This window comes from Macrococcus psychrotolerans (assembly GCF_038095555.1).
Classification (GTDB): Bacteria; Bacillota; Bacilli; order Staphylococcales; family Staphylococcaceae; genus Macrococcoides; species Macrococcoides psychrotolerans.
Genome location: NZ_CP124591.1, coordinates 1604435 through 1617405 on the forward strand (window position 1 = coordinate 1604435; position 12971 = coordinate 1617405).

The 12971-nt window shown below is 38.2% G+C and carries 12 protein-coding genes; 2 read left to right on the plus strand and 10 right to left on the minus strand.

Features of this window, described 5'->3' with window-relative positions; all coding sequences use genetic code 11:
- Positions 1-59: 59 nt before the first annotated feature.
- Positions 60-674: a nitroreductase family protein gene (locus QA539_RS08245; RefSeq protein ID WP_219492940.1), complete on the plus strand. Its 615-nt coding sequence runs from the start codon at positions 60-62 to the stop codon at positions 672-674.
- 199 nt (positions 675-873) lie between these two features.
- On the opposite strand, the gene QA539_RS08250 is transcribed toward QA539_RS08245, so the two are convergent.
- From QA539_RS08250 to QA539_RS08265, 4 genes are all read right to left on the minus strand, one after another.
- Entirely contained in the window at positions 874-3036 is a 2163-nt protein-coding gene (locus QA539_RS08250) for an RNA degradosome polyphosphate kinase (protein ID WP_241427520.1), read from the minus strand.
- Between the two features lie 49 nt (positions 3037-3085).
- Positions 3086-4621 carry an exopolyphosphatase gene (gene ppx / locus QA539_RS08255; RefSeq protein WP_219494853.1) on the minus strand — a complete coding sequence of 512 codons (1536 nt, stop codon included), beginning with the start codon at positions 4619-4621 and terminating at the stop codon, positions 3086-3088.
- A 17-nt stretch (positions 4622-4638) separates the two neighbouring features.
- Positions 4639-6024, minus strand: a complete 1386-nt coding sequence (gene fumC / locus QA539_RS08260; protein ID WP_219492942.1) for a class II fumarate hydratase — start codon at positions 6022-6024, stop codon at positions 4639-4641.
- Between the two features lie 110 nt (positions 6025-6134).
- Positions 6135-6275, minus strand: coding sequence for an SAS053 family DNA gyrase inhibitor (locus tag QA539_RS08265; protein WP_219492943.1), 141 nt, complete (start codon positions 6273-6275; stop codon positions 6135-6137).
- A gap of 79 nt (positions 6276-6354) precedes the next feature.
- Between QA539_RS08265 and QA539_RS08270 the strand changes: the two genes are divergently transcribed.
- Positions 6355-7245: a nuclease-related domain-containing protein gene (locus tag QA539_RS08270; protein WP_219492944.1), complete on the plus strand. Its 891-nt coding sequence runs from the start codon at positions 6355-6357 to the stop codon at positions 7243-7245.
- Between the two features lie 207 nt (positions 7246-7452).
- On the opposite strand, the gene QA539_RS08275 is transcribed toward QA539_RS08270, so the two are convergent.
- From QA539_RS08275 to QA539_RS08300, 6 genes are all read right to left on the minus strand, one after another.
- A complete protein-coding gene (locus QA539_RS08275) occupies positions 7453-8064 on the minus strand; it encodes a 6-phosphogluconolactonase (protein ID WP_219492945.1) in 612 nt (203 codons plus the stop codon).
- Positions 8065-8366: 302 nt separating this feature from the next.
- Entirely contained in the window at positions 8367-9101 is a 735-nt protein-coding gene (nfsA, locus tag QA539_RS08280) for an oxygen-insensitive NADPH nitroreductase (RefSeq protein ID WP_219492946.1), read from the minus strand.
- A 14-nt stretch (positions 9102-9115) separates the two neighbouring features.
- A complete protein-coding gene (gene trmL / locus QA539_RS08285) occupies positions 9116-9589 on the minus strand; it encodes a tRNA (uridine(34)/cytosine(34)/5-carboxymethylaminomethyluridine(34)-2'-O)-methyltransferase TrmL (RefSeq protein ID WP_012657482.1) in 474 nt (157 codons plus the stop codon).
- A complete protein-coding gene (gene queG, locus QA539_RS08290; protein ID WP_219492948.1) occupies positions 9590-10711 on the minus strand; it encodes a tRNA epoxyqueuosine(34) reductase QueG in 1122 nt (373 codons plus the stop codon). It abuts the gene before it with no gap.
- A 59-nt stretch (positions 10712-10770) separates the two neighbouring features.
- Positions 10771-11493, minus strand: coding sequence for an amino acid ABC transporter ATP-binding protein (locus QA539_RS08295; protein ID WP_219492950.1), 723 nt, complete (start codon positions 11491-11493; stop codon positions 10771-10773).
- Positions 11486-12937 carry an ABC transporter substrate-binding protein/permease gene (locus tag QA539_RS08300; RefSeq protein WP_419956622.1) on the minus strand — a complete coding sequence of 484 codons (1452 nt, stop codon included), beginning with the start codon at positions 12935-12937 and terminating at the stop codon, positions 11486-11488. The genes QA539_RS08295 and QA539_RS08300 overlap by 8 nt, the downstream gene beginning before the upstream one ends.
- Positions 12938-12971 lie beyond the last annotated feature (34 nt).

Consider the following 12971-nt stretch of genomic DNA (forward strand, 5'->3'; position numbering starts at 1 on the left):
TTTTGCATAATGTATAGTGATTCACTATGATATAGATATCAATATTTAGGAGGATCAAAATGATAGCCACAGATATACAAGAGAAATTACTGACACGCCGCGCAGTGAAACAATACGATCCAGCGTTCAAACTTTCTCAGGATGAAATACTAAACTTACTCGACGCTGCAAATAAAGCACCGTCAGCATGGAATCTACAACATTGGAAGTTTATGGTTGTTCACTCAGATGAAGGTAAACAGAAGTTACTTCCTATCGCCTTTAACCAGCAACAAATTGTTGATGCAAGTGCGGTTATCGTAATTTTAGGTGATAAAGAGGCAAATAAGAATATCGATGAAATTTGCGCACCAGATATCCAAAAAGGACGCATGACTAGTGAGATTAAAGAACGTCTCGCAAGTCAGGTGAACAATGTGTATCAAAATGAACATTATGCTTATGAGGCAGCAGTAATGAACTCTACATTCCCTGCAATGCAGATTATGAACTTTGCAACGTTACGCGATCTAGGCTCATGTGCCATCGGTGGATTCAACCGTACACAATTAATTGAATCGTTCAATATCGACGAGCGCTATGTTCCAACAATGCTAATCACTGTTGGAAAGTCTATTAAGACCCCGCGTGAAACAGACAGAAGAGACGTACAGACTATTACAGAATTTCATTAAAAAGAAAAGACACGAAAAAATAGGCAGGAAACTTATAAGTTTCCTGCCTATTTTTCATGCTTAAACGCTCGTGTCACGACCTTTTGACGGCGTTCCAAAAGTTGTCACTACGACAAAACCCGAACAATGCAGAAAACAAAGAACATTTTCTTTGCACCGTTCTGGTTTTGCTTGTGGCAGAACACTTCTGTCACGACCTTTAGTTACGTTTTAGTTTATTCTTCACAAACCCTAATAATTTTGCACGTTTACTCATCATCGGTTTATGCATGACTTCTTTCGGTCTGATAAACGAACGTTTAAATTCCTCTGCTCGATATATCAATTCATCTTGTGAATTAATCGCACGTGCATCATTCCTTACATAATGATATATACCATTTGAATCTTGCTCACGTGCTTTTTGATTATCTTCTAGCTGCAGATTTAATATATCTTTTAATTCCTCTACAATCTTGCTATCAATAATTGGGAATAAGATTTCTACACGTTTAATCATATTGCGTGTCATCATATCTGCTGAGGATAAGTACATCTTCTCTTCCCCATTATGATAGAAGTAATAAATTCTTGAATGCTCAAGGAATCGTCCTACAATGCTGATGACACGAATGTTCTCACTTACACCAGGAATTCCTGGTTTCAAGCAGCATATTCCTCGAATAATCAGTTTTACTTGAACACCGGCGTTACTCGCTTCATATAACTTCTTAATTACCGTCTTATCCGTTAACGAGTTCATCTTCGCAATGATCAGTCCATTTCCGTGCTGTTTCTGACACTCAATCTCCCGATCGATATGTTCAATAAATTCATCACGAATCTCAAATGGTGCAACATGTAATCGCTTATAAGTCGGTTTCTCAGAGTAACCACTTAAGTAATTGAAGAAGTTCATCGCATCTTCTCCAATTTCTTTATTCGTCGTAATGATACCCATATCTGTATAGATTTTAGCTGTTTTATCGTTATAGTTCCCTGTTCCTAAATGAACATATGATACCATTTCATCATTTACTTTCTTAACGACTAACGTAATTTTACTGTGTGTTTTAAGGTGTGTCATACCGTAAATAACGTGACATCCCGCTTCTTCAAGCATACGTGCCCAGTGTACGTTATTCTCTTCGTCAAAACGTGCCTTCAGCTCAACAAGCACCGTCACTTGTTTACCCGCCTCAGCTGCATTTTTCAGTGCATCAATAATCGGTGAGTCGCTTGATACACGGTATAGCGTCTGTTTAATCGCCAATGTATTCGGGTCTTCAGACGCTTCTTTAATAAAATCCACAATCGGCTGGAAAGATTCATATGGATGATGAAAGAATATATCACGCTTTAAAGCTTCAGCATAAAGCTCACCATTTCCAAGATACTTCGGCGGACATGGTTCAAATGGCTTAAAGGCAAGTTGAGGGTAGCGTTTCTCTATCATTCCTGATAATTGGAATAACATCGTTAAATCTAGTGGCCCTTCAAGTTTATATACATCACGATCCTCAATTTCAAGTTCATCCTTTAAAAATGACGCATTGATTGACATATCCTGTCGCGTATCAATCTCAAGACGCACAGCCGCACCACTTTTACGCTTCTTAAGAAATTTCTCTATTTCAATCAGAAGATCCTCTGCTCCATCTTCATGAATTGTTAGATCTGCGTTACGCGTAATACGGAAAGCAAATGTACGCGTTACTTGATAGCCGTGAAACAGCTTATGAATAAAATGTGTGATAACATCTTCCAATAGAACATATACTGTTTTTTCACCATTTGTCAATTCAATAATTCGGTTAAGTAAAGCTGGAATCTGGACGATCGCTGATTTCTTCTCACCACTATCCGTCACTACATCGACAAATATGTTTAACGATTTATTAGATAACTTTGGAAATGGTCGGTATGCATCAATTCCAAGCGGCGTTAATGTCGGAAGAATCTCGAAGTTGAACTTCTTTTCAATGATGCTATAACTTTCTGGTGATAATTCATCCACCGATTTGAAGTACACATTGTACCCTTCAAGATCACGAATTAACGCATGATATTGATCATACTGCATCTTCACATTATCTCTATTTGCCTTATCAATCGCAATCAGCTGTTCTGTCGGTGTCATCTGCGTCTTATTCTCTGGTTCACTGAATCCCATCGTTACCTGATCTTTCAGGCCACCCACACGAACCATAAAAAATTCATCTAAGTTTGAACTGGCGATTGCTAAAAATTTAATACGTTCAAGTAATGGGTTCTTCTGATCAAATGCCTCTTCTATGACTCTACGGTTAAAATCAACCCAGCTCACTTCGCGATTATTATAATATGCTTTATTCCCTAAATCTAAATTCTGTTTCATCATCATCACGTCCACTTTCATGTTTTCATAATTCTGCCTATTCTACTGTACCGAATTAATGTAAAGCTTTTGTAAATATGAGGTTAATTTTAGATTTAATTATTTTTTCGATATGTTTCTTCTGTCTCTCTGTCTGATATTCTTCAGCTATTGGATCTCCGTTGTATTCGATGATTAGATTATATTTATCGTCATTCTTCTCAAAATAAAGTGATTCGACGATATTGGTATTGCTGATATTTAATGCATGTGAAAACTTCAGAATGCTGCCAAGCATCTGGATGACATCTTTCTCATCACTGTTAAACCATTTCGTTTCATCTTCATAGAACTTCAGTAAAGATTTATTCTTATAACTGGAGAGTAAAGCGAGTTTCACGCGATTTTTGTGACTGATACCATTTAAACTTGAGTTTGAAAGAATATAATATGTGTGCTGGCTCGCTGCATCAGAATCGATATAGCTTCCTAAATAGTAAAGGTACGCAGCATGCTTTAAGAAAGTCTTGTCCTTTTTATTTCCTTTGATCAAGTCATGCTTTTCCATTTCGTAATATAGCGTCTCTGCAATCATGGTACGCTGCATTGCTTCATCGTGCTTGATATTGTAATCACTCGCTAAGTTACGTAATGAATCTTTAAATACATTATCTTTATCAAACGGTAGTACGTATTCTTTTTCAAGAACTTTCATAATGACACCTTCACGTAATCCTTTACGGGAAAAGATGAATTCCGTCGCATCTACTTCGTCGAACAGCGTATTAAATAACACACAAGATGGTACGATAATATCTTGACGATCGCGACTCAAGCCATCCAGGTCTTCAAGTTCGTCTTTAGGGGTATGAATTAACGTCTTAAATACGAGTTCAAGATCTTTCTCTTTCATACCATAACCATGTACACCCGCAATCGGATATTCAGTTAATGATTGGTGAATACGTGCGATATTTCGCGCAGAACCACCAATTGCAATAATTGGACATTTACGTTTTTCGAGCCACTTTAAGCTTTCTATTTCATTCTTAATATATTCACCCGCTGCTTTAATCGCTTCTTTATCATTATGTTCCTTGCCGTCAAAGAACAGTTTCTGTAACGTTACGACACCGAATGGAAAACTATGTGAAAACTTAAGTTCCTTATCTTCAAAATAAGTTACTTCTGTACTTCCCCCACCGATATCTACAGTTACACCATCTGCATAGTCCAGTGTATTAATCACTGCATAGTAGCCATAGAATGCTTCTTCCTGTTCAGTAATAATGCGCACATCTATTGCAGTTTCTTCCTTCACGCGTGCGCTAATTGCCTCAATATTAGACGATTGACGTACAGCTGCTGTCGCTACTGGGTAAAGTGCATCTACTTTAAACTTATCAGCAACTTTCTGAAAGCTTTGTAACGTATCACAAAGTACAGCGATTCCTTTATCCGACATTACCTTATCTGCATCAAGATATTGATACAGTCGTGCAGGCGTCTTGATATTCTGTAATTCCTGTAATCCTGCTTCAACTGAATAATCAAAGATTACAAGTCTGATTGTATTTGATCCTATATCTACTAATCCAATTCTCTTCATGATTACCTGCCCTTCACTTCTTATTTCGGATGAATCATTTCCTCTGGTTTAATCCATTCGTTAAACTGTTCTTCTGTTAGATAACCACTCTTAAGTGCAGATGCTTTTAATGTTAGGCCTTCTTTATGTGCAGTCTTCGCAATATATGCTGCTTTCTCATATCCGATATGCGGGTTCAATGCTGTTACTAACATTAAAGATTCGTTTAAATATTTCGTAATATTCTCTTCAATCGGCTCGATGCCTACAGCACAATTATCATTAAATGATTGCATACCATCCGTTAATAAGTAGATCGATTGTAACGTGTTATACATAATCACAGGTTTAAATACATTAAGTTCGAAGTTCCCTTGACTTGCCGCAATACCAACCGCTGCATCGTTCCCCATAACTTGCACCGCAACCATCGTTAACATCTCAGACTGCGTCGGGTTTACTTTACCTGGCATAATTGAAGAACCTGGCTCGTTTTCAGGAATAGAAATTTCAGCTAAACCAGCACGAGGTCCTGATGACAGCCAGCGTACGTCATTTGCAATCTTCATTAAATCAGCTGCTAACGCCTTTAATGCGCCGTGAACAAACGTTACTTCATCATGTGCAGTTAGTGCGTGGAACTTATTTGGAGATGAAATAAAGTCATATCCTGTTTGTTCACCAATTTGTTTTGCAACACGGTCACCAAATTCAGGGTGAGCATTAATTCCTGTACCAACTGCAGTGCCACCAATCGCAAGGTTTAATAATTCTTTCTTAGAAGTATTGAGTAGCTCCTCACATTTATCTAACATAAAGCGCCAACCTGAAACTTCTTGTCCTAATGTTAAAGGTGTTGCATCTTGTAAATGCGTACGACCAATCTTGATAATTGACGCGAACTTTTCTTCTTTTTCTTTTAAAGTGTTACGCAATGTATTTAAAGAAGGTAATAATTTAGCTTCAATTTCGTGGAATAATGCAACATGCATCGCTGTCGGATACGTGTCATTAGAGCTTTGTGATTTATTAACATCATCGTTCGGATGAACTGTTTCATCGCTTCTAGCTTCCTTTAAATAATTGTTCGCAACAAATGCTACAACCTCGTTAACGTTCATATTGCTTTGTGTACCACTACCTGTCTGCCAGACAACTAATGGGAAGTGTGCATCTAATTTCCCGCTCAATACATCATCACATGCTTTAACGATAGCGTCACTCTTAGCATCTGATAATTTCCCTAATCCTTTGTTTACAATTGCTGCCGCTTTCTTTAAATGTGCAAAGCCATATACCACTTCAATTGGCATCTGTTCTTTACCTACTGGAAAGTTCTGTTTACTACGCTGTGTCTGGGCACCCCAGAACTTATCTGCAGGTACTTCAATTTCTCCAAATGTATCGTGTTCAATTCTAAATGACATGTTATTCTCCCCTTATCTCTTTTATACTTATATTTTACATTAAATAACGCTTTCATTCATTAATAATTAACAAAAAAATCAGAATACATATCATGTATTCTGATTCTTAATTACGCTTCGTCATCTTGCTTTTCTTCATGATCTTCGGCGTTCTGTTCTGATATTTGTTCCATCTCTTTACCGAGCTCTACGACATCTTCAAAGTTAGTAACCATTTCATTTTCCTGATCTTCATAGCGATGAGTTGACATAATTTAACACTCCTTTAACTAAAAGTTAATATTTGTTAACTATAATATAATCTGATACCAAACTATAAGGAGAATCCTCATGCAATACATCGTAAGAATCCCCTCACAACAAGTCTACAGCTTTATGCACCTTAAACACAGATATCATTTCAGTGACACCAATGTACGCGACCTTGAAAAGAAGGAACTCGGCTATATCGGTGAAGTAATAGCTGATGAATTGATACATGAACACTTCAGTAATGACTCATGTATTTATTTAACTGATTTAAACTATACTATTAATTATACCCAATTTCAGATTGATTCTATCTTAATTATCGAAAATACTTTATATATTTTTGAAGTGAAATACTTTAACTTTGATTTGACCTATGATGGTGCGCTTTATTATCTCGCTAATGGCGAAGTGTTTCATTCCTTGAATAATCAGATTGAGAAGATAAAGAAGCTTATGTGCTCTGTATTTGAATTTAAAGTCGACAACATTATTGTCATGCCGTTTTTTACGAATAAAAATCAGATGATTTATTCTAAACATCACGATCACTATTTAACGATGCATAATTATAAAGCATTCTTTAATTCTATAGAGAGACCAAAGTTTTATAATCAGGTCGTTGCGGCTGAGCTTATTCAAATGAGAAAACCAAATGACTTTGATAGACCATTAGAAATACGATATCACGAAGTTGACAAAGGAGCATACTGTCCGAGTTGTTATCACGAATTAATCAAACAATCTTCTCGGAAGTTTCAATGTACGTATTGTAAGACGACATTTTCAAGTCGTGAGATTATCGGGGCAAGCTTCGAAGATCTGCCAATACTGTTTCCGAATATAGTAATAACGACAGCACTACTCTATGACTGGTTCGGTGGACTGATGAGCGAACGAAATTTAAGGAGGTATTGGGATAAACAAGAGATTAAGCAGCCATTTCAGTTAAGCATTAAAAGAGAAAAATAATGAGCGTCACTTTTTTGGTCACTCGGACTAAATTTCACCCGAGAGTGTCACTTTTTCGGTCACTCGTACCAAATTTCACCCGCGAGTGTCACTTTTTTGGACACCCGGACTAAATTTCACCTGCGAATGGCTACTATTCGGACATTCACATCTACTCCTTCAACATCACTCAACAAAAAAAGACCCTCATCCGGGCCTTTACTTCAATTAGCTATACATTTGATAGAAATATTCACGCACGTCTTCTGGCAAACCTTGTGCTGCTTCTTTATCCATAATAACGTTAACCATTCGATGCGTCTTAAGATTAGCCGCTTCGAAGCGTCCACCCGCTTCAGTTTTATAAAGATTACGAACTATATCCGCTTTATCACGACCTGTTAAGATAAGAACAACTTCACGTGCGGCACGTAAACCTTTGTCATCGTCTTGATCCAGCTCCTTATAGCCTACTGCTCCACTGCTTGTTACAGATGCAAATAAGGTTGTCAGTTTTCCTTTATTCTCTTTAGTCTTTGCTTCTTCATCGATCAAAGACATAATACTTCCTTTACCACCTTTATGATACTGACTTTCCACAATACCGATATTTAAATATTCTGCTTGTTTCTTGTCATAATCAAAGATGTGAATCTGGCTCATATCTACTGGTGTCTTTGCCACATCCGCAGAAAGTTCTGCAAGTACAGCATCAGCCTCATTGCCTAATGCTGTTGCAATAATAGAAGTTGGGTTATTGTTCATCTGTTTACGGAATAAGTCTGCCACATAATTTGCTGCTGTTGATTTATCTTCAAATACTTTAAAGTTCATTGCCATGATGTTTTCCTCCTAATTAATCTCTTTTTCATTATACATGATTACTTTTACTCTTACCCTAAAATTAGCATACATAACCTTATAATTTATAAAGGGCGGTTAGAAATAATGTTTAATTTATTCGAACTTTAGGTTATAATGTGTATATTAATGTTATTTAGGGGGAGTACCAATGAATACTTTATTAATCGGTATGGTATGTATCGCGTTCTTAACTGCTATCTTAACAGCTGGCCGTGAATCTAGTTACGGTTTAAAAGAAGAAGATCTAGACAAGTAAAAAGCAGCCTCGGCTGCTTTTTTTATTGTTTTAAAAACCCTTTTGACTTTAATACCTCATCGACATCAAGTCTCGGTTTACCCTTTAACATACCAATGACTTGCGCACTCCAGGCATCATCTCTCTCACCGTTCGTTCTTTCTTTATAATACGCACTCACACGCGCATCATAATCTTTATAATCATTGAAATCAAATGGCTGATATTTGTTTTCGTGATAAACGACGTCAAATGGCAGACGTTCTTTCTGGCTACCTGCCTGATCCGGCACCCCTGCTACCATACCAAATAACGGATACGTATACTCCGGTAAATTCAGCAATTCACTCACACGCGCTATATCGTTTCTTAATGAACCGATATAACATATCCCTAAACCCATACTTTCTGCTGCTACTGCCATATTCTGAGCTGCAAGTGCGGCATCTACCGTCCCTACAATTAATGATTCCGTTGTTCCAAAGTAATCATCGACGCTCGTATTAAAATGCTGTCCAAGATGATGATGACGATTAAAGTCTACGACAAACACAAACAGGTGACCGTTATGTTCGACATAGCTCTGAGTGCTAACTGCCCTTAGCTGTGCCTTTAGCTCAGGGTCTGTTACTCCTATAATTGAGTAGCTTTGAACGTAGCTTGAAGTCGATGCATGCTGTGCTGCAGTTACTAATGTCTTAATTTGTTCTTGGGATAAAGGTTCATCCTTAAATTTGCGTATTGAACGATGATTGAGTAGTAAATCGATTGTATCCATAGTGCACCTCCGAATTATTTTAATCCTGGATAGTTCTGCTGACGCAATGCCTCATATATTAAAATCGCTGCTGTATTCGACAGATTAAGTGAACGTACATTATCGTTCATCGGTATACGAAGCGCTGTATCCATATATTTTTCCTTTACCCAGTCAGGGAGTCCTGTCGTTTCTTTACCAAATATAAAGTAATGTTTCTCATCTGTGTTGCTGTAATCAAATGTTGTATGTGGTTTCTTACCGAACTTCGTCAGTAAATAGTAATGTCCTTTATTCTTCTCAAAGAATTCTTCGATACTGTCATAGTACGTAATATTGACAAATTTCCAGTAATCTAAACCTGCGCGACGCAACATCTTGTCGTCGGTCGAGAACCCTAACGGTCGAATTAAATGCAGATCTGTATCTGTAGCTGCGCAACTACGCGCGATATTTCCTGTATTTGCTGGTATTTCTGGTTGATATAATACGATATTGATTGATGACATCTATTCTACACTTCCTAAACTTTTTAATATTTCTATTTTAACATCATTATCTGTTTCCTGCGTATATCTTTCTCTTAAATAATCATGGGTAGACATACTAATTTTTCCAAGTGCCCAGTATGCGGTCCCTTTAATTTCTGGTCGCACATCATTTTCCGCGACCTCTTTCAGGTCATCAATGGCATCTATTTCCTTGAAGTGCGCAAGCGCTAAGATAGCATTACGCTGAATCGGCTTCTTACCACGCCATGCACCAGCAAGATGACCATATTCATTCTTAAACTGTTTGTTATTCATCTTTAAAAGCGGCACAAGTAATGGCTTTAAAGTTTGTGGTTCCAGTTCAATATCATCGTGCGTCGTATTGATGCCACGATTTTTAGGACATACTTGCTGACATGTATCACAACCGTATAACCTGTTACCAATCTTCCCCCGGTATTCATCCGGCATAAATCCTTTCGTCTGCGTTAAGAAACTGATACATTTATTGGAATCGAGTTGTCCATCACCAAGCAGCGCACCTGTAGGGCATCGATCGATACATATCGTACAGTCGAGACATGAATCGATAACTGGATGGTCAGGTGTAAACGGAATAGAGATCAGCATCTCTCCTAAATAGGTCCAAGTCCCAAGTGTCTTATTTAATATAAAGCCATTCTTCGCTGCGTACCCAAGTCCTGCACGCTCTGCTACCGCACGATCACTTAGCACACCTGTATCCACCATATTCATTACTTTTGCATCGGGCACACGTTCTAATATAAATGATTCAAGCAATGATAAGCGTCGATTTAGAAGTGTATGATAATCTATACCCCACGACGCCCGTGCGAATATCCCACGACGCGCCCCGCGCATGCTTTTAGGAGTGTTCGGTAACTTATTCGGATAACCTACTGCAATCGCGATGATGGACTGTGCCTCTGGTAATGATAGCTTCGGGTCAATGCGCTCTTCAATAGAACCTTTCTCAAATCCTGATGCATAGCCTGAGTTGTAATAAGATTCTAGTTTCGGTCGCAGCTCATGGAAAGGATCTGCCGTCGTAAAGCCAATCGCATCAATGCCGACCGTCTTACTATATGCGATAATCTCCTGTTTTAACTGTTCGTTCATCGTACACCTCCTAAACATTTATAGTTTAACACAAAAAAGCATGTGGATATCCCACACGCTTACAATACTTTAGATAAAAAGCTCTTTGTTCTTTCATGCTTAGGGTTTGTAAAAAGTTCAGAAGGCGGTCCTTCCTCTTGCACCACTCCTTTATCCATAAAGATGACACGATCTGCTACTTCTCTGGCAAAACCCATCTCATGTGTTACAACGACCATCGTCATCCCTTCAAGTGCAAGCTTCTTCATAACTTGCAGTACATCTCCTACTACTTCTGGATCCAGTGCTGATGTTGGTTCATCAAAGAGCATCACATCAGGGTTCATCGCCAGTGCACGTGCAATTGCAACACGCTGCTTCTGCCCACCTGAAAGCTGCGACGGATAATATTCTGCTCTATCCTGTAATCCAACTTTATCAAGCAATTCCAGAGCTGTTGCCTTTAACCCAGATTTATCTCCTTTATTAAGCAAGGAAGGTGCAAGCATTAGATTCTCAATAACCGTCTTATGGGGAAAAAGGTTAAAGCTCTGAAATACCATCCCCATCTTCTGCCTTAGTTTATTGATGTTTGTCCCTTTCGCTGTAAGCTGATTGCCTTCGAAGATAATTTCTCCGCTCGTTGGGGTTTCAAGCAAGTTCAAACAACGTAATAATGTTGACTTTCCGCTTCCAGAAGGTCCGATGATTGCAACAACCTCACCGGTACTTACTTCAAGGTCAATGCCTTTTAACACTTCAACTTCTCCAAAACTTTTATATAGCTTATTCACACTAATCACTTACACTCATCCTCCTTTCAAAGACATTCATCACACGCGACAATCCGAATGTCAGTATAAAGTACACAACTGCTGCTATCAATAACGGTGTAAATGGATCAAACGATGCACCTTGCACCACTTGAGCATTGAACATCAGTTCAGATACCCCGATCACCGAAACGATAGATGACTCTTTAATCACAGTAATAAATTCATTACCAAGTGCTGGCAATATCTTCTTGATTGCTTGTGGCATAATGACTTTGTTCATCGCCTGCGAATTGCTTAATCCAAGTGAACGTGCCGCTTCCATCTGTCCTTTGTCCACTGCTTTAATCCCTGCACGAATAATCTCAGCTATATATGCTGCACAGTTGATCACAAGTGCAATCGCACCGCAGATGAATGCTGAAAGATCGATGCCGAGTACTGCTGTCGTACCGAAGTACACCAAGAATACTTGGACGAGTAACGGTGTTCCACGAATAAACTCGATATAGATCCATGATATCGTTCTGGCAATAATATTCTTGCTTAGTTTCATAAATGCCAGGATACCTCCAAATAATGAACCAAGAAGTACACCAATTAATGAAATAACAATCGTTCCACCAATCCCCTGGATAAAGAATGTTCCATATTTACTAAAGAATGAGCCATCATCAAACATCTCCTGATTTGCTTTATCTTTATAATCCTGAATTAAATTCTTATCATTTACTTCCTTTATATGTTTATTTAATTCACTTAACAGTTTCGGTGAATTTTTGGGAATAGCAATCGCTGTTCCTTTTTCAGCATCTGCAAACTGCAACTCTGAGAATGCTAAGGTTTTATTTTGAGAAAGATACGCCTCTCCTACTGGGCCTTCTAATATCACACCATCAATCTTTCCTGTATTGAGCGACATGATTATTTCTGGAACACGTGTTAATGACTGCACCTCTGCTTCTGGTATTTCTTTCTTAGCTAGCTCTTCTTGTGTCGTCTGTTTCTGTACACCGATCGCTTTACCAGTAAAATCTTCTATCGCCTTTAATTTATCTTTATCTTTCTTTTGTATAATCATACGTTGCTGTACATGCATATAGTAGTCTGTAAAATCTACTTCTTTCTTACGCTCAGGCGTTGGACTCATACCCGAAGCAATCATATCAATCTTTCCTGTTTTAAGTGCCCCTAGCAAGCTATCAAACTGCATATTGACGATTTTGAGCTCCACACCTAAATCTTTGGCAAGTTTTTTGGAGAGCTCTATATCAATCCCTGCATATACTCGCTTACCATTCTTTGTCTTTTCGAATTCATAGGGTGCGTAATCTGCTGACAGACCCACACGTAGTACTCCATTCTTCTTAACCACATCATATTGGTCTGTCGCACTACGCGCTGTAGAAAAAGGAAAAACGGATAGTAATACTATAAACACGAATGTTAATTGCATGACATTTCTTATTTTCATATGAGTACCCCTTTCTGTTATAATCGAATTATAC

Coding starts and splice junctions, on each gene's coding strand:
- QA539_RS08245 (WP_219492940.1), top strand. CDS start 60: ATGATAGCCACAGATATACAAGAGAAATTACTGACACGCCGCGCAGTG.
- QA539_RS08250 (WP_241427520.1), bottom strand. CDS start 3,036: ATGATGATGAAACAGAATTTAGATTTAGGGAATAAAGCATATTATAAT.
- fumC (WP_219492942.1), bottom strand. CDS start 6,024: ATGTCATTTAGAATTGAACACGATACATTTGGAGAAATTGAAGTACCT.
- QA539_RS08265 (WP_219492943.1), bottom strand. CDS start 6,275: ATGTCAACTCATCGCTATGAAGATCAGGAAAATGAAATGGTTACTAAC.
- QA539_RS08270 (WP_219492944.1), top strand. CDS start 6,355: ATGCAATACATCGTAAGAATCCCCTCACAACAAGTCTACAGCTTTATG.
- QA539_RS08275 (WP_219492945.1), bottom strand. CDS start 8,064: ATGGCAATGAACTTTAAAGTATTTGAAGATAAATCAACAGCAGCAAAT.
- nfsA (WP_219492946.1), bottom strand. CDS start 9,101: ATGGATACAATCGATTTACTACTCAATCATCGTTCAATACGCAAATTT.
- trmL (WP_012657482.1), bottom strand. CDS start 9,589: ATGTCATCAATCAATATCGTATTATATCAACCAGAAATACCAGCAAAT.
- queG (WP_219492948.1), bottom strand. CDS start 10,711: ATGAACGAACAGTTAAAACAGGAGATTATCGCATATAGTAAGACGGTC.
- QA539_RS08300 (WP_419956622.1), bottom strand. CDS start 12,937: ATGAAAATAAGAAATGTCATGCAATTAACATTCGTGTTTATAGTATTA.